Source organism: Candidatus Paracaedibacter acanthamoebae, assembly GCF_000742835.1.
Lineage (GTDB): Bacteria > Pseudomonadota > Alphaproteobacteria > Paracaedibacterales > Paracaedibacteraceae > Paracaedibacter > Paracaedibacter acanthamoebae.
Genome location: NZ_CP008941.1, coordinates 1,595,282 through 1,619,057 on the forward strand (window position 1 = coordinate 1,595,282; position 23,776 = coordinate 1,619,057).

General features: G+C 38.1%; 25 protein-coding genes and 2 pseudogenes. 10 read left to right on the forward strand and 17 right to left on the reverse strand.

From position 1 onward, the window contains the following. Positions 1 to 4: 4 nt before the first annotated feature. Genes ID47_RS07130 through ID47_RS12675 form a run of 7 tightly spaced genes read right to left on the reverse strand, consistent with a single transcriptional unit; the run spans position 5 to position 6,059 of the window. Entirely contained in the window at positions 5 to 994 is a 990-nt protein-coding gene (locus ID47_RS07130) for an ABC transporter ATP-binding protein (protein WP_198022262.1), read from the reverse strand. Positions 995 to 1,014: 20 nt separating this feature from the next. Then, positions 1,015 to 2,478, reverse strand: a complete 1,464-nt coding sequence (locus ID47_RS07135; protein WP_038465179.1) for a Mur ligase family protein — start codon at positions 2,476 to 2,478, stop codon at positions 1,015 to 1,017. 15 nt (positions 2,479 to 2,493) lie between these two features. Continuing rightward, positions 2,494 to 3,156 (reverse strand): DUF1963 domain-containing protein, encoded by a 663-nt coding sequence (locus ID47_RS07140; RefSeq protein ID WP_084675982.1) that lies wholly within the window; start codon positions 3,154 to 3,156, stop codon positions 2,494 to 2,496. A gap of 48 nt (positions 3,157 to 3,204) precedes the next feature. Then, complete coding sequence (locus ID47_RS07145) at positions 3,205 to 4,431, reverse strand: ATP-grasp domain-containing protein (protein ID WP_038465184.1); 1,227 nt, start codon at positions 4,429 to 4,431, stop codon at positions 3,205 to 3,207. A 30-nt stretch (positions 4,432 to 4,461) separates the two neighbouring features. Then, positions 4,462 to 4,962 (reverse strand): HIT family protein, encoded by a 501-nt coding sequence (locus ID47_RS07150; RefSeq protein WP_051908896.1) that lies wholly within the window; start codon positions 4,960 to 4,962, stop codon positions 4,462 to 4,464. 36 nt (positions 4,963 to 4,998) lie between these two features. After that, positions 4,999 to 5,673, reverse strand: coding sequence for a ThiF family adenylyltransferase (locus ID47_RS07155; protein WP_051908736.1), 675 nt, complete (start codon positions 5,671 to 5,673; stop codon positions 4,999 to 5,001). Positions 5,674 to 5,699: 26 nt separating this feature from the next. Continuing rightward, positions 5,700 to 6,059, reverse strand: coding sequence for a hypothetical protein (locus ID47_RS12675; RefSeq protein ID WP_156956697.1), 360 nt, complete (start codon positions 6,057 to 6,059; stop codon positions 5,700 to 5,702). Positions 6,060 to 6,447: 388 nt separating this feature from the next. Between ID47_RS12675 and ID47_RS07160 the strand changes: the two genes are divergently transcribed. From ID47_RS07160 to ID47_RS07175, 4 genes and pseudogenes are all read left to right on the forward strand, one after another. Continuing rightward, positions 6,448 to 6,711, forward strand: coding sequence for a transposase (locus tag ID47_RS07160; RefSeq protein ID WP_038465186.1), 264 nt, complete (start codon positions 6,448 to 6,450; stop codon positions 6,709 to 6,711). A 56-nt stretch (positions 6,712 to 6,767) separates the two neighbouring features. Then, positions 6,768 to 7,127, forward strand: a complete 360-nt coding sequence (locus ID47_RS12420; RefSeq protein WP_075261581.1) for an IS3 family transposase — start codon at positions 6,768 to 6,770, stop codon at positions 7,125 to 7,127. Positions 7,128 to 7,129: 2 nt separating this feature from the next. Further along, positions 7,130 to 7,333: pseudogene (locus ID47_RS13930) on the forward strand (DDE-type integrase/transposase/recombinase); the annotation flags it as partial. Between the two features lie 218 nt (positions 7,334 to 7,551). After that, positions 7,552 to 8,705, forward strand: a protein-coding gene (locus ID47_RS07175) for an IS3 family transposase (protein WP_156956698.1) whose coding sequence is annotated in 2 segments (ribosomal slippage) — positions 7,552 to 7,816 and positions 7,816 to 8,705 — 1,155 coding nt in all. Because the reading frame shifts where the segments join, the coding sequence is not laid out codon by codon here. Between the two features lie 60 nt (positions 8,706 to 8,765). Here ID47_RS07175 and ID47_RS07180 read toward each other — a convergent pair. From ID47_RS07180 to ID47_RS07195, 4 genes are all read right to left on the reverse strand, one after another. Continuing rightward, positions 8,766 to 9,946, reverse strand: a protein-coding gene (locus tag ID47_RS07180) for an IS3 family transposase (RefSeq protein ID WP_420887363.1) whose coding sequence is annotated in 2 segments (ribosomal slippage) — positions 8,766 to 9,697 and positions 9,697 to 9,946 — 1,182 coding nt in all. Because the reading frame shifts where the segments join, the coding sequence is not laid out codon by codon here. 50 nt (positions 9,947 to 9,996) lie between these two features. After that, positions 9,997 to 10,479 carry an IS630 family transposase gene (locus ID47_RS11940; protein ID WP_075261583.1) on the reverse strand — a complete coding sequence of 161 codons (483 nt, stop codon included), beginning with the start codon at positions 10,477 to 10,479 and terminating at the stop codon, positions 9,997 to 9,999. Continuing rightward, positions 10,383 to 10,868, reverse strand: a complete 486-nt coding sequence (locus ID47_RS11945) for a helix-turn-helix domain-containing protein (protein ID WP_051908741.1) — start codon at positions 10,866 to 10,868, stop codon at positions 10,383 to 10,385. The genes ID47_RS11940 and ID47_RS11945 overlap by 97 nt, the downstream gene beginning before the upstream one ends. A gap of 506 nt (positions 10,869 to 11,374) precedes the next feature. Then, the gene (locus ID47_RS07195; protein WP_038465190.1) at positions 11,375 to 13,231 is read right to left on the reverse strand and encodes a WD40 repeat domain-containing protein; all 1,857 of its coding nucleotides are present in this window, start codon (positions 13,229 to 13,231) and stop codon (positions 11,375 to 11,377) included. 424 nt (positions 13,232 to 13,655) lie between these two features. On the opposite strand from ID47_RS07195, the gene ID47_RS07200 reads away from it, so the two are divergent. Continuing rightward, entirely contained in the window at positions 13,656 to 14,588 is a 933-nt protein-coding gene (locus ID47_RS07200) for an IS110 family transposase (protein WP_156956763.1), read from the forward strand. A 34-nt stretch (positions 14,589 to 14,622) separates the two neighbouring features. Here the strand turns inward: ID47_RS07200 and ID47_RS11950 are convergent, their stop codons facing one another. The 3 genes from ID47_RS11950 to ID47_RS07215 all read right to left on the reverse strand — a co-directional run bounded on the left by ID47_RS11950 (position 14,623) and on the right by ID47_RS07215 (position 16,476). After that, complete coding sequence (locus tag ID47_RS11950; RefSeq protein WP_051908742.1) at positions 14,623 to 15,444, reverse strand: M15 family metallopeptidase; 822 nt, start codon at positions 15,442 to 15,444, stop codon at positions 14,623 to 14,625. A 154-nt stretch (positions 15,445 to 15,598) separates the two neighbouring features. Next, on the reverse strand, positions 15,599 to 15,730 hold the full coding sequence (locus ID47_RS13720) for a hypothetical protein (protein WP_269516639.1): 132 nt from the start codon (positions 15,728 to 15,730) through the stop codon (positions 15,599 to 15,601). Positions 15,731 to 15,888: 158 nt separating this feature from the next. Then, a complete protein-coding gene (locus ID47_RS07215) occupies positions 15,889 to 16,476 on the reverse strand; it encodes a recombinase family protein (protein ID WP_269516640.1) in 588 nt (195 codons plus the stop codon). A 428-nt stretch (positions 16,477 to 16,904) separates the two neighbouring features. Here ID47_RS07215 and ID47_RS07220 point away from each other — a divergent pair, with 428 nt between their 5' ends. Further along, positions 16,905 to 17,147 carry an AbrB/MazE/SpoVT family DNA-binding domain-containing protein gene (locus tag ID47_RS07220; protein ID WP_038465196.1) on the forward strand — a complete coding sequence of 81 codons (243 nt, stop codon included), beginning with the start codon at positions 16,905 to 16,907 and terminating at the stop codon, positions 17,145 to 17,147. Beyond that, on the forward strand, positions 17,140 to 17,526 hold the full coding sequence (locus ID47_RS07225) for a PIN domain-containing protein (protein WP_038465198.1): 387 nt from the start codon (positions 17,140 to 17,142) through the stop codon (positions 17,524 to 17,526). Before ID47_RS07220 ends, ID47_RS07225 begins: the two co-directional genes overlap by 8 nt. A gap of 453 nt (positions 17,527 to 17,979) precedes the next feature. On the opposite strand, the gene ID47_RS13725 is transcribed toward ID47_RS07225, so the two are convergent. Next, positions 17,980 to 18,525, reverse strand: a complete 546-nt coding sequence (locus ID47_RS13725; RefSeq protein WP_038467372.1) for a sugar O-acetyltransferase — start codon at positions 18,523 to 18,525, stop codon at positions 17,980 to 17,982. 635 nt (positions 18,526 to 19,160) lie between these two features. On the opposite strand from ID47_RS13725, the gene ID47_RS12425 reads away from it, so the two are divergent. After that, complete coding sequence (locus ID47_RS12425) at positions 19,161 to 19,418, forward strand: transposase (RefSeq protein WP_075261625.1); 258 nt, start codon at positions 19,161 to 19,163, stop codon at positions 19,416 to 19,418. Further along, positions 19,388 to 19,500 (forward strand): annotated as a pseudogene (locus ID47_RS13755) (integrase core domain-containing protein); the annotation flags it as partial. The gene ID47_RS12425 and the pseudogene ID47_RS13755, both read left to right, overlap by 31 nt. Before the next feature lie 243 nt (positions 19,501 to 19,743). On the opposite strand, the gene ID47_RS07235 reads toward ID47_RS13755, so the two are convergent. Next, positions 19,744 to 20,682 (reverse strand): AraC family transcriptional regulator, encoded by a 939-nt coding sequence (locus ID47_RS07235; RefSeq protein WP_038465200.1) that lies wholly within the window; start codon positions 20,680 to 20,682, stop codon positions 19,744 to 19,746. Between the two features lie 371 nt (positions 20,683 to 21,053). Here ID47_RS07235 and ID47_RS07240 point away from each other — a divergent pair, with 371 nt between their 5' ends. Then, positions 21,054 to 22,010, forward strand: a complete 957-nt coding sequence (locus ID47_RS07240) for an IS5 family transposase (RefSeq protein ID WP_051908743.1) — start codon at positions 21,054 to 21,056, stop codon at positions 22,008 to 22,010. Between the two features lie 39 nt (positions 22,011 to 22,049). On the opposite strand, the gene ID47_RS07245 is transcribed toward ID47_RS07240, so the two are convergent. Further along, positions 22,050 to 23,771: a hypothetical protein gene (locus ID47_RS07245; protein WP_038465202.1), complete on the reverse strand. Its 1,722-nt coding sequence runs from the start codon at positions 23,769 to 23,771 to the stop codon at positions 22,050 to 22,052. Positions 23,772 to 23,776 lie beyond the last annotated feature (5 nt).

Consider the following 23,776-nt stretch of genomic DNA (forward strand, 5'->3'; position numbering starts at 1 on the left):
GTATTTAGAAAGCATGGCGAGAATCTTGTCTATTAAAAATATTTTGTATTATTTCTTCTAAGGGGGGATCTACGATGGAAATATCGGAAACACTATATCTAGAAAGTAAAATCCCAATAACTTTCTGAGTCGATATGGTTTGATTGTCCACTTCAAGGGTCACTGTTGTAGACAAGGTGTCTACAATTTTAACACCTGTTATCTCTAAGGTTTTTATCTCATCTTGAGTCTTCAAAATGATTCTTTTTACTTTTATATAATGCTCTTTTATTGAATCAAGAGATTGATCAATTATTTTTTTCCCTTCATTTAAAATGATTACTTTATTACATACTTGCTCGATATCTGCAATATCGTGGGAAGTCAGAAGAATAGTCGTTCCCTCTTGCTCGGAAAGAATGTTAAGATAGTTCCGTATAGCCATCTTTGTATTTATGTCAATTCCAATAGTTGGCTCGTCTAGAAAAAGAATATCTGGACGATGCAAAAGTGTCGCTGCTATTTCACATCTCATTCGTTGTCCAAGAGATAATTGGTTTACTGGTATTTCTATAATATTTGTTATCTTTAAAACTTCTGCAATTTCCTCTAGGCGTTGTTTATATCGACTTTCTGAAAGACCATATATTTTTGAGATTAGCTGATATGTATCTTTTGCAGGTAAATATGCCCATAACTGTGAGCGTTGTCCGAAAACAATTCCTATATTATAGGAAAGTTTGGATCTCTCCTTCCAGGGTATAAGCCCATTAACCAAAATATCTCCTGATGTGGGATATAATATTCCTGTTAACATCTTGATCGCCGTTGATTTACCTGCTCCATTTGCTCCTAGAAAAGCTACTTTTTCTCCTCGTTGAATTGAAAAGGAAAGATTTTTAACGGCATAGAAAATCGTATACTCTGGAAAAAATAATGATTTCACATTTTTTAAAGAAACATCAGCGGATTTTTTAATCCGAAATTCCTTACATAGATTAGTTGCTTGGATCATAGTCATTAATTTGTAAGAACCTAAGACGTTAAAGTAAAATCTATAGTAGAAAGTGCTTTTAGAATTTCTGCTTTATCATTGAAAGCGATTTCTTTCCCTTTAATGACCTGGATTTCTTCTGAACCTCTTCCTGCTACAATGCAAACATCATTTTCTGTTAGCCCCTCTAAAGCGGTATAAATGGCATTTCTTCGATCTGGAATTTCAATTGCTTTAGGACAACCCTGCAGAATCATTCTTCGTATTTGCCTTGGATCCTCATTCCGAGCATTATCATCGGTCACTATAACTCTAGTTGCGTATTTAGCTGCTATTTTACCTAATAAGGTGCGACATTCTTTATTGCCCCCCCCGCCGCATCCAAAGACGAGAACAATGTTTTTCCCCTGCTCTTTAAGAGGCTGAAATATTTTTTCAAAGGTCTCAGGCCGATGAGCAAAATCAACAAAAATTGGGGCGCCATTCTTGCTGCAAACTAATTCCATTCGTCCCTCCACTGATTTGAGTTTGCTTACACTATCTAGAACTAATCCTATATCCTTATTAAGTCCAATTAGAGACCCTATAGAAAATAGGATATTCTCAGTTTGAAAGGTGCTTATGAATGGGATATGAATATTTTTCTTCTCCCCGAAGCAGTTAATAGTTAATTCAGTCCCTTCAGAATTAACCACGCTATGCTCTACCCGTAAGTCTTTCCCGATTAGAACTGATTTAATGCGTCTATCTCGGCAAATTGATAAAATATCATTTGACCAACTTTGCTCTGAATTAAAAACTCCTACAGCACTTGGTTCTAAAACTTCTGAAAAGAATTTGCGTTTTGATGCATAGTAATGCTCCATGCTCTGATGATAGTCGAGGTGACTAGCTCCAAAATTTGTAAAAAGTCCTACTTTGAATAGTACATCGTCTAAACGATGTCTGTCTAATCCATGACTGGTAACCTCCATAGCAAAATAATCTACCCTTCTTGCAGAAAGGTAGTGGAGTATATAATGAATATAAATTGCAGGTGGGGTAGTCATGATTCTTGGAAACGAGCCTAACTCTGTCTCTTTAATCCATAAACCTAGCGTTCCTAAGCTTCCAACATTATAATCGAGCGAATTTAAAAGTTGTCTAATAAAAGATACTGTTGATGTTTTTCCATAGGTTCCTGTAACACCTATGATGTTAGGTATAGAACTAGGATAAAAATTGGATGCCATTTCGCTTAGAAGTTTACGTATATTATCGACCTTGAAGATAGGTATTTTATTAAATGTGATTAAGCTCTTTAAGGGTACAGCCAATATAATACAAGATGCCCCTCTAAAAGAGGCAGTTCGCACTTCATCTTCAATATGGGGTATATTTAATTCTTCAAGGCATACAAATAAATCCCCTCTGTTAACAGTATTTGCTGATAACTTTATATCTACGACGTCCAATTCCCCGAAAGTTGAAAGAGCAATTGACTTTATTAATGATTTAAGTTTCATAAATTCTCCCTCGGGTCATCTAGAATGGATTTCATGTCTAACATTGCCAAAGTTTTTTAACTTTAAGTCACGATCAGATATAATAAAATTAATGAGTTTTGTGCCAAAGTAAATGTCGCAGCCTATTGAAAGCTGTAAAAGCAATAATTCATCTTCATAGACTTGTTGAAAAAGACTTGGTATCCCTCCAATCCGGTGGTCAGTTTCCTTTCTATATGATCGTGTATAGATGTTTTCGAAATCATCTATTTCCTGTTTATTTGAAAACATCTCGTCATATACGTCATTAACCCCAAAATCACAAATAGGGATTGTCATTTTTCTTTTAGAAAAAACTAATCGATGTGGAGTTTGCAAAAGGGGGTAGTCAGTTTTTAAGGGTTGTTGGGGCATAAAATGCACTTGGCTGCATTCTGATTCATTAAAATACACAACTTTAAAGTTCCCCCCTATCTCACTTTTAGGAATTTCCACTCTTTCCCAATAGATCTGAAGGATTCCTTCACTTGGGAAGGGTGGTAATGGAGGGACTTCCTTAAAGTTAATTTGGACCAAAAGCCGGAAATCAGACGACCAATTAAATAGAACATCATGAATATATTCTGAGGAAAACGCCTCTCCCCCAATCTTACTTTCTAAAAAAGTAGAAGTCTCGCCGGGTATGGGGGTGATTTCAATATAATCTTGGAGTTTTTTTCTATATTCTCAAGTAATACCATTCTATTGCTATCTTGATTGTTGGTAATAAATATTTTGACTTGCCCAATGCAGAAACTGATTAATTTTTTTAGTAATATCTTTTTCTGATTTTCCGAGGAGAAGTGCACTTGCAATTGGATTCATCGTATCAGATGATTTTTGTGTTTTCTCGCCAGCACTGTAGAATGTTACATATCTAGAAACAAAACTTAGTGGGCAAGATTGTTCAATTCTATCAATTGTTCCTGTTTGTTTCGGAATTACAACAGATGCAGGTATTATTTTTGGGTGTAGTTCTTTTTCATACTGATCAACATTTATGCCAGCCTGAATAAGGTAAAATGCCTCTCTCAGAGGTATATCAAATGCGGCATTCCAGATACTACTCGTATACCCGCCCCCAGCCCTCGAGGCAATTTCGCAAAAGATAAGTTCGCCGCTTTTATTCTTAAAAAGTTCTAAGTGAAAAGCTGTCATTTTTGGCGTGGGAAGAATAGATAGAATTTTTTTTGCATAATTAACTAGCTTTGGCACTAACGGATTTTCCGAGGATAATAAATGGTTTGCAAAAAACTTCCCATTGACCATATCCATTGCAGTTCCTACGTAAATACTTGGCCATGCTATAACTTTTCCGTTAAACACTAAACCATCTACGTGAAACATCTCCCCTTCAACATAGGTTTCTACCATCATTTTTTGCTTTTCAAAGGAAACATCTGGTCTATTCAAGAAGCTTTCTACATCCTTTGAGGTAAAATGAATTTGTGTGTTTAATGAGGCAACACCGAATCTAGGTTTTACAACGACTGGAAGTCCATATATTTCAATAAATTTCAACAAATCAACAGTGCTGGTTACTTTTTGAAAAGAGGGAGTTTTAACTTCTGCTCTAGAAAGCATGGTTTTCATTAGAGCTTTATCTCGAAATGCGCAGGCACTTTTAGGATCCTGTCCATCAATAGCTAGGTACTTTCTAAGCTTAGCTGCGCGAATGATGTCAAATTCTCCGGTAGCCGGGGTGATGATTCGATTAAATCTCACTCTTTTATGAAGGTCTATAGCTGCCCATTCAACTTGGCAAGAATCATAGTATTCTTCAACTCCAATAATTTCTGTGAAAACCTGACGAAGTTCTTTCAATTTTCCTGGTTTTATATTTTTCTTAGACGTGATTAAGTACTTGTTTTTAAAATTGAAGTCTTTGTAAATTGTACTAAAATCATCTTTTACATATCCACTTAATACCAGCATTCTAGAATTACCATCACCTTATTGAATATTTTATTGTCTTATGTGTTCAGCCAAAGCAGCTAGTTCGAAATCATCTGCTCTTTGGCTGTCGTGGGAAGAAATGTACCCTTGATAGGTATTAAAATAAGTCCTTACTGATGACTTAATAGGTTTCCATACCCCCTCTGTTGCAGTTCCGTGCAGTGGAAAAAGTTTTGCATGCACGTGATTAATTCCAAAACCCTCCAAAACCATGCCAGTTCTGCCAACATCGAGGAGCTTCTTGTCAAGTAATAGTCCCACTTCTCTTGCGGCTTTCATTAAAGCATTAAAGTCTTCCTCTGGTACCTCAAAGGCATAGCTAGAAAAATGTTTTTTAGGTATAACAACCGTAGCACCTTGGGTGTTTGGAAAAATAGACAAAAATGCTAAATGGGATTCTGATTCCCAAATTTTAAAGCAAGGTGAACTCCCAGCAACTATATCGCAAAAGATACAAGGATCTGCTTTTTTGGATTCAGATTCACTACTTTGAGAAAGTGTTACAGACATAATTATTCCTATCAAAAATTTTTTCATTGCTTCCCTCTATCTTGCTTGTTTTCTCAGGCTCTGAGAACAAATTTTACAGTTAGGGTTCAATGTACAGTCTTGAGTTTCGATTTTTAAAGAATTTGTCCACAAACCAACACGTTTGTTTAGTGATTGGACCTTGCCAAAATCACCCAGAAATTTGATGATATCCATCGCCCCCAAGGCAGACGCTAACATATTGACAGATGGATTAGAAGGAGCTTGGTGTCCTGCGTTTATACGCTTAACCTTCTCCTTCAACTCAGTGTCACCTTTATTATCGTTTGCAATGATTTGCTGACAATAGAAACAACCTGTTTTGCCAGGTATCACAAAAGGCCCCCATACAGCAATATCCTGAATATAGCCAATATTAATATAAGGAACTCCATTTTTTACTGCATACGAATTGACAATTGGTATGCAGTCAAGTGAGTCTGCTGACAATACAATTAGATCTGGCCTCTCGATGCTTTTTAAAACTTCTTGGCTCAACCTTTCTTTTATTATATCGACTTGAGTTGATGTAGATCTTTTCAGTAATTCCCGCTTTAAAACATCAGCCTTATTCAGACCTATATCCTGAAGCGAAAACATGAATTGACGAGTTAAATTAGATGTTTCAATTTCATCAAAATCTAGCAGTGTAATGGTACCAATTCCGCTAGTAGCCAGTGAAACACTAACCATATTACCTATTCCCCCACACCCTAATATTAAAACTCTTTTTTGCTTAAAAGATTTTGTACATGAGAAGGTACGGCACCAGAAAGAGCGTAATAAAGAAAATTACGGCTATATTGGTTTTCTCTATCATACCAATCATGATCAATCACATAGTTGTTTTTGAGAATGATTTTGATACATTCATCCACTGTACCTTCGGAATATTTCTGGCAAAGTCTAGCTTTAACTTGGCTAACTTCAGCAGGATCAACCCATAGTTCCAATGAATCTATTAAGATTTTCTGTATTTCAGGATTATCAATCTTTTGTATAAGGGACCCAAAACCAAGATAAAGCACTTCATTCTGGAAACCAACTTTCATATAGGGTGCTAAGCGTTTTAGTATCATTTTCTTCTCAAATATTTATTGAATTTTGACTCCCAGAGGAATACTCATGGGAGTCACCTTTAATTAATTACCAAGAGTAGTATTCATTTTATCCTCCTTTCCAGAGCGTCGGGGCTCTGGAAACAGTTAACAAATAATATTCTGCTTTACAACGTTAAAAATTAAGGAAAAATGAATTCATAGTGGTACCTCTTGATAAGGTGCTCAAAAATAGTTGAAAAGTTCTTTCATTATCACAGTTCTTATAAGAAGGTCTTGACCTGCTCCCAAAAAACTGATCCAAAAGGAATTAGGGTCTGCTAATAAGATGGTCTTCACCCAAGAAATAGGACCAGGCAATTGAGAAGATTCTCACTATAATGAGAATAAGAAATGAGGAGAATTTTCGATGAAGAAAAGGCAATTTACAGAAGAACAAATAGCGTTAGCTTTGCATCAAGCAGAAAGGACGAGTGTTGAAGATGTAACCCGCCATTTAGTCGCCTCGCAAGCGACCTTTTATAGATGGAAAAGCAAGTATGGGGGATTGTTACCTTCCGAAGTAAAACGTTTGAAGTTGATACAAGAAGAGAACCATAAGCTTAAGCAACTTGTAGCGGATCTTAGCTTGGATAAGAAGATGCTGCAGGATGTGCTATCAAAAAAAGGCTAAAGCCTGCTGATCAACGGATTGTAGTTGCTGAGCTAAGGAATTGTTATGGCGCAAGCTTGAGGCGGATTTGCCATGTTTTAGTGTTTCATCGCTCGGTTTATTACTATCAATCCCGTAAATATCAGCAGGCAATATTAAGGCAGAAGATAAAGGATGTTGCTTATAGTCGTGTGCATTATGGCTATTGTCGTATTCATATAAATTTGCAAAGGGAAGGATGGGAGATTAATCACAAACGTGTTTACCGGCTTTATTGTGAAGAGTCTTTACAGATGCGTAAGAAAAAGCCAAAGCGCCGTGTTCAAGCTAAGATAAGAGAAGATACTATAGAGATCAAAGCAAGAAAGGACTGCTGGTCTATGGACTTTGTTGCTGATCAACTTTTTACGGGTGAGAAACTTAGAGCCCTCAAATAGGTGTGGGATTTTGCTATAAAAGTGTTGATGTTGTAAACAGTTTAGAAAAAGCCGTTAAGCTTTATGGTAAACCTAGGGTTATCCGCCTGGATAATGGACCTGAGTTTATTGCTAAGGCGCTTGATTTATGGGCTTATAGCAATGGAGTAACCTTAGACTTCCCAAGGCCTGGGAAGCCCACAGACAATGCTTACATAGTCGAGTCTGAAGTAATATCTTAATGTCTGAGGATAAGGAGCAAAGGACAATCTCTGGTCTTCTTTATGGTAATCCCCAACATTTGTAAAAAGGCAAAAAGAATCCTCAAGTAGTTAAGGGTCAGTCTCAAGTTATGACCAACAGCCCCTAGAAGGGCATTGAGAGGTGGACCCTAGAATTCGGACAGGATGTTAAGCTATAGTTCCGAGTAAAAAAGGACTAGAAAATGAGTGGAATAAGAAAACACCATAGTGCCGAATTTAAAGCCCAAGTTGCCTTAGCAGCCATTCGAGAAGATGCGACAATTGCAGAATTGTCTTCCCGGTTTGGCGTGCATGCCACTGTGATTCACCGATGGAAAAAAGAAGCCTTAGCCGGAATGGTAGCAAGTTTTTCAGGAAAACAGGCAGTTCAGGAAAAGGGTCACGCAGACCAAATCAAAGAACTCCATGCCAAGATCGGCCAATTAACAGTGGAACGGGATTTTTTAGAAAAAGTCTCCAAACGATTGGGAAGCATCGGAGACAAGAAATGATTAACCCCGCAAATAAAAACTTAAGCCTTGTGCGCCAATGTCGGCTTTTAAGTATCAGCCGTTCTGGTTGGTATTATGAGTCCAAAGGAGAAAATCCTTTGAACCTAACGCTCATGTGGCTGATTGATGAGCAGTTTTTGAAAACGCCCTATTATGGTTCTCGCCAAATGGTGCATTATCTAATTCGCAGCGGCTATTGTATAGGCCGCAAGCGCGTCCGGCGACTGATGCGTCTCATGGGATTGGAGGCGGTTTACCAGTCTCCAAAAACGAGCACACCTCACCCTGAACACAAAGTTTATCCCTATCTTTTAAAAGAGCTTAAAATCAACAGAGCTAATCAAGGCTGGTGTGCGGACATAACGTACATCCCTATCAAGCGTGGTTTTTTGTATCTGGTTGCCATTATGGATTGGTACAGTCGCAAGGTTTTGTCTTGGAAGCTTTCCAATACTTTAGATACCGACTTTTGTTGTGATGCTTTGAAGGAAGCTATCCAAACTTACAGCGTTCCCGAGATTTTTAATACGGACCAGGGAAGTCAGTTCACGAACTTTCAGTTTACGGATATCCTGAAAGCCAATCATATCAAAATTTCTATGGATGGCAAAGGTCGTTGGATGGATAACGTTTTTGTCGAAAGATTATGGAGATCCTTAAAATACGAATGTGTTTACCTGCATCATTTTGAAAGGGGAAATGAGATAAAAGAAGGCATTTTATCCTGGATGAGCCATTATAATTTTACCAGGCCCCATTCCACCTTTGACGGACAAACGCCACATGAGGTATACATAAACAACCCAAAGCGGAATCCCACTTTGGAATTGAAATTAGCAGCATAATTATTAACCCTGACTATAGCTTATTTTTGCTGCTAAACTGTCCAATAATTGGGGGCCACCTCAGTTTGAATGGACGCATTTTATGTGCCAAATAGGATTAGAGTCTGAGAGTACGTTATCTAGTTCTTGCGATGAGGTCAACGGGACACAGGTTTTCTCCTTTATTAGCTTTATTTTCTGCAGATATTCGATTGGTGTAAGGTAATCAAGGCTAGAATGAGGACGAATATGGTTGTAATCATCCTGCCAATTCTGCAAAATTTCTCTGGCATGGTTTAATCTGTTAAAGACATTCTCATTCAAGCATTCATCACGAATCTTGCCATTCAGGCTTTCTGTGTAACCGTTTTCTGAGGGCTTTCCTGGCGTGATATAATGCCATCCCACCTTGTTACTTGCTGCCCATTCCAGGATAGCCTTGCTTGTCAGCTCAGTACCATTATCACTGACAATTATTCTTGGCTTACCATAGCGCTCCACTAGTTTATCCAGCTCTCTTACCACCCGCTTGCCAGAAATAGACGTATCAGCCACGAGATCTAAGCACTGTCTGCTGTGTTGATCCATGACGCCGAGAATGCGAAAACGTCTACCATCTGCTAATGCATCACTTATAAAATCTAAAGACCAAATATGATTAACGTACTGTGCTCTTGGCAAAGGCATTCTCGTGCCAATGGCACGCTTCCTCCCCTTGCGCTTTCTTACCAAGAGGTCCGCTTGGTGGTAAAGGCGATATGTCTTCTTTATGTTTATTGCCCAGCCTTCACGCTTTAATAGGACATGCAAGCGACGGTAACCAAACCGACGTCGCTCTTGGGCTAGTGCCATAAGGCGTTCACGTAATCGTGTATCATCTGTGCGGCTTTGATAACGCTGCGTGCTTCGGGAAAAACCAAATACCTTACAGACACGGCGCTGTGATACTTCATACTGCTTGTTTGCATTTAGCACAATCTGTCTAGGTGAAGCTGGGGTTACAACTTTTTTGAGAGAGCATCCTGTAACATGATCTTATCCAGCGACAGATCCACAACTAGCTGCTTTAATCGGCGATTCTCTTCTTCCAAAGATTTTAAGCGCTTGGCTTCGGATACCTCGAGGGCTCCATACTTGGCTTTCCAGTTATAAAACGTGGCTTCCGACATCCTATGGCGGCGGCATATCTCGGCCACTTTTATGCCTGCTTCTTGTCCTTTAGGGACCCCTATTATTTGGGCTTCATTAAAACGCTTCTTCATATTGTCTGCTCCTTTCATTGTCTTATTAGCAGACCCTAATTCCTTTTGGATCAGTTTTTGGAGAGCAGGTCGCCTGCATGACTTTTGACTTCTTGATTCACTAACTCTTGAGGATTCATCTCAGGACAATAAGGCGGTAAAAAGAATATCGTTATTTTTTCTTTGTTCTTTTCTAGCCAGGCTTGTACTTTCTTTGCATGGTGGACCTTATGATTGTCGACAATGAGAAATATCTTCTTATCAGATTTGTAGATAAGACGACGCAGAAAATTAAGAAAAATGACAACAGTAAATGACTCTTCAAAGACCATCCATTTCATGCTTCCTTGATTGGTAATGGCCGAAATCATATTACAGCGAAAACGAGAGCCTGTTTTTTTAATAACAGGCGTTTTACCTCGTCGAGCATAAGTCCTTCCTCGCTGATCTGTGCTCCTCAATCCCATTTCATCTGCCCAATATATGGCGGCTTTTTCTTGCTCAGCTTTCTTTTGAATGGCTGGGTAATCGACCTTAAGCCAATGCTGAACCAAATGAGGATTGCTACTTTCATTGGTTTTTGAGGCGTGAACCCCCAGCGTTTTAAAACATCTCCCATGTCTCTCACTGAATACGTAATTCCATATGTATCAGAAATGTACTGGCGAACAGCCTTACGTGTCCAAAGAACGCATTCAAGTCCAACTTGGTCCGGCGTATGATGCTCAATGACATCCCTAACTTTTTCTTCATTTTCAAGGCAAAGCTTCGTACAGCTTTGTAAGCGGCGTCCTCTCTTCTTATAAGTTAAGCCTGCATTTCCCTCGTTTTTATAAGCCCTGACATAATGGCTTACTGTGGCTTCAGTAAAGCCATACATTTGAGCCACACCTTTTTGGGAGTTTTTATTGACAACGACGGCTTCAACAATCTTTCGCCGCAATATGCTTAGCTCTTGGAGGGTAATTTCTATTGTCCATAATATTACTTGTAAATTAGGGGGATTAATTCCTTTTAAACTAGTTATAACAATTTGTCACCAGATTAATATCTGCATTCAACACTTGGGTATACCCCACCTAATACATTTGAACATGGAAAAGCAAGAAAGATTTTTAACTCATAACAAACAACACCAGACTCTTTTAGTATTAGCTTGCTAAATAGGGGACATTACAAGCTTTCACCCTCTAGTACCACGTCACATCACAGCCTTATTATGTCTAGAAAATGAAATAAAGGACTACTTCAAGAAATTTCTATCTCCAAGCACATAACTTGAGAGCACCCTTTTTCTATTTACACAACAATGCCTGGGAAGGCTTAGTCTAACGCGAAGGAGGCTCTCTTAAAAATTGCTTGCTAAACTGGGCACAGTACAGTATTTTTGGACAGCCTCTTACCTTAAATGCACATCTTACAGTTAAGGTAATGCTGTCTCCTTTAGTTTTAGGGTATTTTCGAGCCCAATTGCTTGAGGGCAAGCTGAACCCAACTATAGAAAGGTCCATAGAGTTTTTTTAATTCATCAACTAACCTAGAATGTTGAATTATTGTTAAAAGTGAGGCGATATTTTGCGTGTTTTTATACTTTTCTTGATACTTTTGTTCTCCTAGTTCTTGTTTGATTTCTTGTATGTTAAAAGGAGAAAATCCGTTTTGTTGGATAAAATAGTCTTGTGGGTCGTAGTACATAAAAGCAATTGCGCTTGCATAAGGACGCAAAGGGTGATAAATATTTCGTTCGTCTTCAACATTTATTAAATACTCCAAAGTTTCCCAGAGCAAAAAAGTGGCTTTATCATCCTTCTTAATAATATGGAAATGGCTTAATATGCTATCATGAAGTTCCATGCCATCTTTTTCACCAATCCGGCTACAAGGAAACTTTTTAAGGTATTGACACAAGCGTTCAAATAAAGGTATATTAATACCATTTTCATTAGGGGAAGATGCAAGAAAAATATCACGAATTGTACTGGCAAGTATGCTTTTTATGGTTACATGTTCTCCCCTAACAGAAGCCAATTCAATCACATTATTAACCCCTAGGATTGTGTCTCCTTTTAGAACGACGACATTCTTCTTATCTTGTTTATCAAACCCTACTACATAAAGAGTACCATCGAAGCCTGATTGCATACCTTGTATGCCTCTTAATTCATAGCCGATGCGTTGAAAAACAGTGCCTTCCCTTAAGTGGACAATGACCAGTTTGTCTTGGTGATCTTTCCCCAGCAAATAAAGAGTACCGTCAGAGCTTAGTTGCATACTCCACATGCTTCTTAACCCAAAGGTTGCAGGCTGAGAAGCAACTCCTTCCCTTACACTGACGATGCTCCCTTTATCTTCTCGATCTCTGCCCCACAAATAAAGGGTGCCATCAGAGCTTAGTTGCATGGAGCCTAGTTCATTTAACTCATAAGTTATAAGCTGAGAAACAACTCCTTGTCTTACACTGACAATAATCATCTTGTTATCTTGCTGATCTTCTCCTAACAAATAAAGAGCGCCGTCGGGGCTTAGCTGCATATCTGTTATACTTCTTAACCCAAAGGTTGCAGGCTGAGAAGCAGCCCCTTCCTTTACATTGACAATAACCATTTTGTTATCTTGGTATAACCCTAGTAGATAAAGAATGCCATCCGCGCTCTGTTGTATGCTGCATATGCTTATTAATCTATAAGGTATGGGTTGGGAAACCTTGCCTCCTATTACAGTAATGAGGCTCATTTTGTCTTGTTGATCTTCACCCCACAGATAAAGAATGCCTTCTGGGCCTAAGTGTATCTCTTGTACGTGCTTTAATCCATAGGATGTGGGTTGGGAAATAGTGCCTTCCTTTACAGTAACGATACTAACTTTTCCCTGTCGGGTCCTTCCTAGCAAATAAAGAGTGTTATCAGGACTCAGTTGCATGCTCCTTATGTCTCCTAATCCATATGTGGTGAGCTTGGAAGCACCTTCCTCTCTTATAGTGAGGATCCCACTTTTACCCTGTCGATCTCGCCCCAACACATAAAGAGTGCCGTCAAGGCTTAGCTGTATATCTGTTATATTACTTAAATCCATAGGCAGCGATATAAAAGGTTGGCCCTTTTGGTAAATATCTAAAACACTTTTGCCTTCTTTTTCTGACAAAACACAAATATCATCAGGAAAAAGAAGGGGGAGTTCACGTAGCGAGCTATGATATTTATAGCTTTGGTGTCTTTCCGCTTGTAGATGAGGATTATCCATCGCTGACACAAAAGATGGGATTGTAATAAAGTAGAGAGTTGCAAAAGTGTAAGGTATAAATCGCATAAAAAATGAGACTCCTAATAAGAGATATGGCCTAAAATTTATGTTTTTAAGTATTTATATAAAAGTTTATCCATGATTTGACAGTTACTTATCTTAGGCTACATTAAATTGTTATCATCGTAAATTGAGATTATCAACTTTTTCCTGGTCTATTCTTTTTAGGTTTGATAATTTTTATCTCGCAATACGGATCGGTCCATATATTGTAAGTCCGGCTAATGCTATAAAGAGCTTAAGAAGGAAATAACTTTCTTCTTGGCAGAGAAGAAAGTTATGGGGTTGAAAGGCCGTCCATATATGGGCTTATAAGGCCGTCGTCATCTGGGTCTTCATCCCCAATTCCTTCGAGACGTTTGAATAGTTGTATGGGTTTATCGCCCGCTTACAATCTGAAATACTCTAAACTCTTGAGGCATTTATGACGATTTCATCTTATCATAGCTTTATTGGGATTGATATCTCCAAAGCAGACTTTGTCGTTGCCATCCATGGCCTAAAAATAACGACAATATACCCAAATACTCCCTTAGGGTGGCGTAATTTTTTAACGGAGCACCAAGATTTATCTGAGGCTTTAGTGATTTTAGAAACGACAGGAGGTTATGAACTGGGACTCGCTCTCTTTCTATTAGAGCAGGGAGTAAAAGTTCATAGAGCCGATACTCGCAAGGTTAAAAACTTTATCCGCTCTTGGGGACAACTGGGAAAATCGGATCGTATTGACGCTTTAGGTCTTGCTGGATATGGCTCCGAGCGCCACGCTCATCTACCTCTCTTCCAACCCCGCCAAGAACATCATCAACAACTTTACGAGCTGATTCAGCGGCGCCTCGACCTTAAACAAATGCTTGTCCAGGAAAAGAATCGTCTGCACCTGCCCGCCAGTCCAGCCATCCTCAAAAGCTATCAGACTCTTATCCTTTGCTTGGAAACGCAACTCACTGAAATTGAAGGCCTTTTGGAGAAACTTCTTCAGACTGACCCTGTTCTTAGCCAGCGCTATCACACTCTCCAGGAGATTGCAGGAGTCGGTCCTATCGTAGCCACCACTCTTTTGGGATTACTGCCGGAACTGGGAACTCTGAACCGACGCCAAATAGCCAACCTTGCAGGATTAGCTCCTCATCCTTGTGAAAGCGGGAAAGCAGTGGGCTATAGAAGGACGAAAGGAGGCAGAGTCGATGTTAAACGCATTCTCTTTATGGCTGCTATGACAGCCAGGAGAACTGATAGTCCTCTTAAGGCTTTTTATGAAAACCTTATCAAAAGAGGTAAAAAGAAAATGGTCGCTTTGACGGCTCTTATGCGTAAAATCGTCATCATTGCTAATGCTAAGCTTAAGTCCTTACAAACATAGTTGATGACGGCAAGCTTTGAACTTTTATTAATATCTATCGAAATAATATTGTCCCCTCTTCAGATACCATATAATCATCCTGGATGGCAAAATTGAAATAATTTTCTCTGTTACGGTCACGTTTGAAAAAATAATGCCAGAATTCTGATCTTAAAATTTCGAATCCATTTTTTATCATTAAATCAGTTAGCAAGCTCCTATTTTTAGCCTGTTTACTCGTCAACTCTCCACACCTATGATGGGATGATTTAAGATCAAAGGCTAAATACCCAACATTTCCCATATCCAACTCATCCCGATTAAAATAACCAAGAAAACCGCTAGGACGCTTATCAGAAGAAAAATCGGATGCTTGAAGATCGATGACTTTTATTGTTAAATCGACAGCTGTGCCTAAACTATGCGAAGATTTACGAGCAATATAGGAATAATTATGAAAATCAGACTTATTAACTCTAGGATGAAAGTATTGCTTAACAGTAGGACATTCTGCCTCCTTTATCCATTGCCCAAAAAAGTCTACAGCACTTTGAGGCCGATATGCATCGAATATTTTAAGTTTGTAGGGTCCTATCTGAGATAACTCTTCTTGTGCTTTCTTAAGAGCTAATCCTAATTCTTGCTCAATAATACATCTCTTTCCTTCATAACCTGCAATCTGATAGCTGCCATTGGCAGTAATAACATGCTGCTCTTGACAATCTTTCTCTGAAGAAGCGTGAAATGTATTATGATACATCGCTGGAAAAAACTCACAATTAGGAGCTACAACATCCAAGTAAGAAAATTTTATATCTGTACTTTGTGATTTTAAAACGAACCAACTAAGAAGAATAATTGTTAATAAATAACGCATTTCCGTTTCTCTCTCTATATATGAATATTTCACGCTATTATAAATAATTATACTTGAAATATTACAAAAAAGGTAGGAAAAATTGTTTTAAACAACAATTGGGAAGCGTCAAGTTAACTATTGAAGATGCAAAAGATGCTCTCGAGTGAACTCATTAGGCATAAAGAAGCTCTTGAGCCGCCTCAGACCAGATGTTGCAGGCGGCTTTAAAAGCTTCTCTTCTTTCAGAGGCTTTTTTCAAGTATCGCCCCACCTCTATGGCAAAAAGATTACGAACTTTTCCCATAAGGGCTAATATTCTTTGTATACCCTGAGGGGATCTGAAGTTAATCAAACATTTTTCTTTACGGCGTGTAGGTATTACTCCGGTGATCAATTGTGCACTTAAAAGGTAATTAAATTAACTTTATTTTTCTAATTAAATCAGTTGGTTAATTTTTATCATTAATTATGACATTTGACCACCGGAGTAATAGAACTTCGCCCTCCAGGCAAATGTCGATACAGAGTCGAAGGTGCAACAGATAACCTTTTAGCCACTTCTTCAACCGTGATATTGTCATCTTTCAGTAAAGCTTTAGCGGCAATGAGATCTTCAGCTTTTAGAGAAGGTGGCCGACCCCCTACTCTCCCTAATCTTTTAGCAGCTGATAACCCGGCTATGGTTCTCTCTTTAATAATGGAGCGTTCAAACTCAGCCAATGACGCAAAGATATGAAAAATTAACCGCCCGCCTGAGGTAGTGGTATTGATCGCTTCGGTGAGCGATTGAAACCCTATCTCTTGGCTTTCGAGCTTTTCGACAGTTTCGATAAGTTGCTTTAACGAACGAGCTAAACGGTCAAGCTTCCACACGACGAGTGTGTCACCTGGACGCATATAATTGAGAGCAGCGGTTAGTTCAGGTCGTTCTCTTTGAGCGCCTGATGCTTTCTCTGTAAAGATCTTATGACACCCCACTTCCTTTAAAGCGTCAAGCTGTAAAAATAGATTTTGATCTTGGGTCGAGACCCGCGCATAACCAACTAGCATAATTTCCTCCTAAAACTCATCTTTAGCATATCTTTTAAGAGCTTTTCTTTCAAGAAAGAGTTTTGAGAGGTGAAAGGGCAAAAAATGAGATCTTTTTCTTTCCTTGTTTCATCTCTCTCAAAAACGAGTGTTTTTGAGAAAGAAGAAAGTGGTGCTTTTTTATTGTTCTGGAGACAAATAATTTAAAAAGATCTTATAATAAATTTGTTCCTGAAATTAATTTAGTACTGATATAAATAATTTTATTAGTAATAATTTTTTATGCTTTTTAATTTATATCCCAAATTTTAGAATTTTTATTTATTCTAGTTATTATGCTGTAACATATTTAGGAATGTGTATATTTTATCCCCAATATTGCTTTTGTTAAAAAATATAAAGTATTATGCTTTGTAAGATTAATCTCTACAGAAGGTTTAACCTTAATTATGTCTATCAGAACAAAAATATCGGCAGGAGGGAAAGTCTCTATTCCTTCTATTTATAGAAAACAATTAGAGTTGAAAGAAGGAGACGAAGTTTTAATCGATATCCAAGAAGGACAACTTGTCATCTCTTCTTTAAGGACATCTTTATTAAAAGCAAGAAATTTAATTAGTAAGTACCATCCACAAGCTGGAAGCTTAGGGGAGAAATTAACCTCTACCCAGAAAGAAGAAAACAATGAGTAAAGTTATTCTAGATGCTTCTACCCTCCTAGCTCTTATTAAGAATGAACCAGGCGCCTCTACCGTAGAAAGCCTGCTCGGTCAGATTGTTATGTCGAGTCTTAGTTTGGCAGAAGCAGCGACCACCCTCCTCCAATCTGACATGACCTTACAAGAGTGTGAAGAATGCTTGTTGCCCTTAGTTTCTCAGCTTATCCCCTTTGACATTTCTCATGCTTTACACACAGCTAATTTAACTAAACAGCTCAAAGATAAAGGTCTATCCTTAGAGGCTCGAGCGTGTCTTACTTTGGGGGTAAAGATGAACCTTCCACTTTACACAACTCATCAGAGGTTGGCTGGATTAGGATTAACTGATGTTAAGGTTAAGCTTATTCAATAATAGAAGAATCGGTATATTGAAGAGCATGATGGATAAGCTAAAAATATTGAAAGACATTTATGAAACTCTTAAAGAATCTATATTTTTAAAAGCAACCCCCTTACCAGGAGGTTAGCCGAGATCTCTAGCAATATGGGAGAGTAAACTTAGAGGCGTTCCCTCCCTATATCAGCAAGAATCATTCTAACAACATTAGTATTAGTAGAATTATTCTTTTTGTTTTTCCTGTTCCGATTATTAGCAAGCAAGTACCTAATGTCATTAGGGTAATTGCACTACTGTTAGCTTTTTCATTGTTACTTCTTTTTTATCGTATAGCGCAAATCTCAGAGATTTGCATAATAAAAGGGCGAAACCTCTTTCATATATTTTAAACGCGGGGCATTACGAAATAAAAATTCCGTAAAACTTCCTGACTTACGGCGAAGATAGGAATTTTCAGGCTGAGCTAATTTATATTTGTTTAATAATTTTCGCTGGTACTCCACCTACAATTACATTATCGGGAACATCTCTTGAAACTACCGCACCTGCGGCTACGATTGAATTTTCTCCAATAGTTACACCAGGAAGAATAGTGGCATTTGCTCCAATCCACGCTTTTCGTTTTATGGTAACAGGTTTTGTAATTAATGCCTGTCTGTCGTTTGGGTTTAAAGGATGATTTTCTGTTATGAGGTTTACTTTAGGCCCAATCAATACTTCATCTTCAATGGTGATGCCGCCCATATCAAGGAATGAGCAAGCGTGGTTGATAAAGACGTTTTTCCCTATTTGGATAAACCTGCCGAAGTTGGTATAGAATGGTGCGAAAATGGTGGTGCTGTCATCAATTTTTGTTCCGATAATTTCACTCAAATAGTGGCGTATCTGATCGGTGTCGGTAGCGGTATTAAGTTGGGGGGAAAGCTTTATTGTCATATTTACTACCGCAGTGATTTTTGAATATTCCGGGTCATTGAAGCGTATAAGCTCACCTGCTCTTAACCTCTCAAAAATATCTGTCGTTTTACTTGTACTCTTTTCTACAACATTACAAGGCTCTTGTTCCTGCCCATATTCCTTATCAAGGCTAGGCAAATGGCTTGTAAAGTCCAAACTATCTCCAATGGCATTGTACTTATTTGAAATACCAGCATATAGCTTCGGGCTATATGTATCAATATCGAGTTCCTTATCCTCACAGCCGTACACTAACCCCAGTGATTGGTACATAAAAGCTGAAAGTCCTATTAATTTTAATCCTTTAATCATATTTATTCTCCTTCTTTATGTATTATAATTAATTATGCTTTCTTAAAGAAAATGGCTTTACTAGAGCAACGCCTTGTAAATTTTTATGCTTTCCAAATTAATTTATTAGAATTTAAATAACATTTTGCCCTGCATTATTATTTCTTTCAAAGTATAGTTTTGAAAACTATCGTAAAAGTTTAATTCTGGAAAATTCTTGCCTAATCCTGCAAAAGGTAAAGTGATCTTTGCGAAAAGCGGCGATCACCTTTAAATAACTTAAGTTAATAATCTCGTTATTTTTTATCTAAAACTTTTGTATGGTCTTGCCCATAGAAATCTGACAAAGCAAGTGATAAAATTCTCAAAAAAGCAAAAAGAGAGAGAAAGAAGAATTTTTCATAAAAACGCTATTTACGGAAAAACAAATAGACCTTGCTCTACATCAAGCAGAACGGACAAGAGCAGAAAACGTAACACGTCATCTTGGTATACCACGAGCGACCTTTTATCGATGGAAAGCAAAATATGGTAACCTTGTACCCTCAGAGGTAAAACGATTAAAGCAGTTAGAAGAAGAAAATCATAAGTTAAAGCAGCTTGGGGCCAGCTTAAGTAAAGAGATTGATTATGGACTTACACCCATGGTGCAGCTTTAGACTTCTCCAGATCCGGCAAGCCAACAAATACAACGCTTATATAGAAAACTTCAACAGCCGCTTTCGGCAAGAATGCTTAAATTAATATTGTTTTTTTAGCTTAGATGAGGCTACGGTTAAAACAGAGGCTTAGTGGTGAGAATACAACTCTCATTGCCTTCATAGCGCCCTAGAAAACTTTATACCTTAGAAATTTGCAGGGATACAAGAAAATAAGCCTCCAAAAAAGAGAATCTTAAAAATTGGATTTTCTCATGTGTATCTGTCATATCTTTGGGGCTGGGCTAATTTACTCTGAACGATAGCTTAACATATTGTCTGAATGTTAGAGGCTACCTTTCCTAAGACGATTAGCATCTCGTAAGGGAGATTGTCCAAATAAGCGGGTATACTCGCGACTAAATTGAGAAGGGCTCTCATAACCCACTTGGTATGCTATCTTCGCAATACAGGTTTTATCTGTCATCAACAGGTTTCTAGCTTCTTGTAATCTGAGCTTCTTTTGAAATTGAAGAGGGCTCAATGAAGTTACCGCTTTAAATTGATGATGCAAACCAGAGACACTCATATTGACTTGTTTTGCTAAATCTTTAACTCTTAATGATGTAGATAAGTTTTGCTTAATCCAAGCAATGGCACAGGAAATTCGATGAAGGTTGCCATGCCCCATAGCGACCTGGGTAAGACTTCCAAATTGTTCTGTTTGAAGCAGGCGAAAGCTGATTTCACGTATAACAAGAGGGGCTATAATTTGCATTTCTTGATCCTTTAAATCAAGCAATTTTAAAAGACGAATAAGGGCATCAGCTAAAGACGTTGTTATTTGACTAACATGTAAAACCTGACTGTTATCCTTCTTTAATTGAAACTGATGTTGTCCAGTTTCCAGAATGAGCGAAGCTAAATCTTCAGGCTGAACGCTCAATGATATGGAGAAATAAGGTTTATCAGGCGTTGCTTCTAATATTTGACCAATTGCAGGAAGGTTAACAGAAGCAACTAAGCATGTTAATGGGTCATAGGTATAGGTATCTTTACCGATTGTAATTTGTTTTCGTCCTTGAATGATAAAACATACATTTGTTTGATGGATATAAAAATTTGGTTCTGTCGTATTTGAAAAGCGAGAAAGATGAAGTCCAGAAATCTTTGTTTTACAAAGCTGTTCTTGATTTGCATGTCGCTCGACAAGTTTAACTAATTCCTTAACCTGTTCGAGGGTTGGTATATTAGCGGTGGCTACAGATGAAGATGTTGTTATCATGATTTTCCTTATCACTATTAGAGAATATAGCAAATAGTATATGCTGCATTTTTATGAAGTAGATAGCTCATGAGAAGTTCTGAAGTTTACACTATCATCAGCACTATAAACCAAACTTCTATTAGAGAAAAAACAAGTGTGAATGTTAATAACAGTATTTTCTTTATTTTAACATAGGTTCTATCTATATAAAGTACCACAGAAACTTTATATAATTTTTGACTGGCTTTGCTTTGCCATAATTTTATGCCCCCCGTTTTTCAGATAGATTCAGACGGTCATTTTCGGTGGTAAAATTCCACTTTGTTGCCAAAATACCCCTGAACTGATAAAAAGGAGATAGGCTGCAATAGATTTGGTGGACTGAGTTTATGAAGAAGCAGATTAGTAAATTTTCAAACAAGAAGATTTCTTATAAAGTAACAAATTGGCATGAGTATAATAAGGCTTTGAAGCAAAGAGGATCTTTAACAGTTTGGTTAAGTGAAGATCTTGACGAAAGCTGGTTAGCTCCTTCAACAGAAGAGCGAAAACGTGGCCGGCCTTTAGTTTACTCTCAGGCTTGTATTAATCTCCTCCTAACTTTCCGTCATTTATTCAAGTTAGCTTTAAGGCAAGTGATAGGTTTTATTGAATCGTTATTTACTCTTTCAGGAAAGATATTGCCTGTACCAGAATTCAGCCGTTTATCAAAAAGAGCAGCACAAGCCTTATCTTGTCTCCATTTACCTTCTTTAAATGAACCAACTCATTTAGTTATTGATTCAACAGGCTTGAAAGTATTTGGTGAAAAAGAATGGTTAGAAACTAAACATGGCAAGCAATACAACCGCAAGGTTTGGCGTAAGTTGCACATTGGTGTGGAAGAAGGAGGGTATATTACTGCTCGAGTTTTGACAGATCATCATACAGATGATAGAGCTTGTGTGCCTTCTTTGATAGATCAAAGCAATGCTTCTTATATTACAGATTGTCTAGCAGATGGGGGTTATGATAGTCATCAAATTTATAAGTTCTTAGAAGATCAAACTATCAAACCGTTTATTCCGCCACCAAGCCAAGCTGTAGTGCGTTCTAAAACAAATCCATCTACGAGAGATCAAACCGTAAAATACATTAAAGAAAAAGGCTATTGGGCTTGGTATTACAAGAATGACCTTGGCCGCAGAAACAAAGTTGAAAATACCTTTTACCGTTTAAAAACGATCTTTGGGCGTAAATTATCTTCAAGAATTTTACCAAACCAAGATGCTGAATCCCATTTAGTTTGTTGTATGCTCAATAAAATGACAAGTCTGGGTATGCCTAAATCTGTGAAAGCTTATTAAAAATAATTTGGTTAGGAAATTTCTGGGCTCTTAATCCATTTAAGCAACAAACCGGTTATTCAAGGCAAATTTGGAAAACCGTAATGTAACCTTAACACACTCCAGGGCTCCGCGAATGGCTTCGCTTGCAATAAAGGATTCACCAAAGCTGGCAATAAAAATGGCAGCTCTTAGCGCAAGTTTTACAAAGAAATCAACTTCTTGGATGATATGTTCTATGTCCGCCCAATCCTTATTCGTCCCCATATTAACAGTGCTTTGAAGTGTCCATCCAGGACCAGGGTCCTCTTGGCCGACGGCAAGGTAAGGTTGAAATTGGTAAAATTGATAAGTGTAGACTTCACTTGATCCTTTGTTGATAGCAATTGTCGTATCAAAGGAGGCCATTTGCTCCCAGAGATCTGAATTATCACTAAGATTACTCAAACCAGAATCACAATACCAACCATAGTTGTACCCAGAGTCTTTTAAAGCTGTTCCCCCCACATAACGGGCAACATATTTTTGTGGACTCCCTGAACCAGTAGAAATGTTAATAAGATTTGAGCTAGCTATGGTACCACTTAAATCTCCTTGTGTAGGTAGGGAGGTTTGTTGTAAGGTATCGCCCCAGAACATAGAAGAGCTGGAAGAAGTATACTTACTCGCATTGTTAGGGCTGTAAATTTGCTGTATATTTAGCTGCTTGTACTTATCATCCCAGGAGACAACAAGAGGCCGGCCTACGAGAGTTGTTCCATCTGTCACAGGCAAATAATCCACGATGATTTGAACAAACACAAATCCATCGGCAAGCTCGCAGGTAATACCCGCAACATTACTTCCTCCGTTGACAAATCCACCCTCCAAGTCATCAATTACACTTACTGCCCAAGGAAGCCAGGGAATTACAATTTTACTCGCAGAGGAAGAAAGTGGAGTGCTATTGAGAGGTGCACTCCAGGCATTAGTGGATGATTCAGCTATTTTATCATAGTGAAAAAGTTGATAATAGGTGTTACATGCAGCTGGATAATTATTATAATCACCGGAGGAAGTTATCGGCGGCGTAACATTCGTAAATACAAGGACATCATCGCCTACAACACAAAAACTCGAACATCTATTTATATAGTGCAAATCCAAATATTCAGCCCATACCCACTGAATTGATTCAGTTACTGTAATGCCTGCTTCATTTTGAAGTACCCAAGCATTATTAACCAAAGAAAACAGATAGAGCGTGCCGTTAATAACGTCCAAGAGACTTGCAATGTTATTGCCAACATCAAGACATAATTGAATATAATTAAAGGATATACAGTCTACAGGCATTTTTGTATAATTAGAGGGCACTGTTGGAAGCAAAGCTTTTCCTAAATAATAAGGAGTCACGTTCCATAAACCAGGGGTATTTGCATCACGGTGAAATAGCAAAGTATTATTGGTATCTACATTCGTTAAAGCAACCATAAACTTACCAGATCCCATGGCAACACGCGTATAATAATCAGCCCCTGTACTAGAGTCACCAAAATCATACACCTCGGTCATAAAATAGGAGGCGCTCCCTGGCACTGTTAGATTATTAATAGATACTTGAATCCATTTTCCAATCCATTCATAAATTTGAAATGCCACATACTTTTTATCTTCTGAGGTACCATTCCAGCGAATAGTAACATAGTTATCTTCTCCCCAATAAGGTTGGCAGAGAGTCCAAGAAATATTAGACGAAGTGGCAGGAGGGGCAGCCAGGGTATCAGGAGCTCGATTGTTCAACTCCC